Source organism: Corynebacterium glyciniphilum AJ 3170 (assembly GCF_007673095.1).
In the GTDB taxonomy this organism is placed as follows: domain Bacteria; phylum Actinomycetota; class Actinomycetes; order Mycobacteriales; family Mycobacteriaceae; genus Corynebacterium.
Window position 1 is genome coordinate 1 of record NZ_VDYZ01000326.1, and the last position, 244, is coordinate 244.

The 244-nt window shown below is 51.6% G+C and carries 1 protein-coding gene; it reads right to left on the bottom strand.

The annotated features are described in order from the left end of the window. Nucleotides 1-51 precede the first annotated feature (51 nt). A partial coding sequence (locus FS507_RS17995) for a hypothetical protein (RefSeq protein WP_222121481.1) occupies nt 52-244 on the bottom strand: 193 nt, incomplete at its 5' end.

Here is a 244-nt window from a genome sequence, read left to right on the forward strand (position 1 = left end):
ACCAATCCATCTGGTCTCATCCCCCTAACACTCCCCCACCTCCATAACCCCCTATTCACCACCATTATTCCACACCTCCAACACCCTTTCCACCCTCATCACCTCAATATGATCCTCTTCCTGGAGAACAACTTCCAACAACCTCCCCACCACTTCTTCTCCACAAATATCCCCACCCATGCGATCATTATTCCCTCCCCTAACTTCCACTCTCCCCTCCTTCCACACCTCATCCCCACAAGCA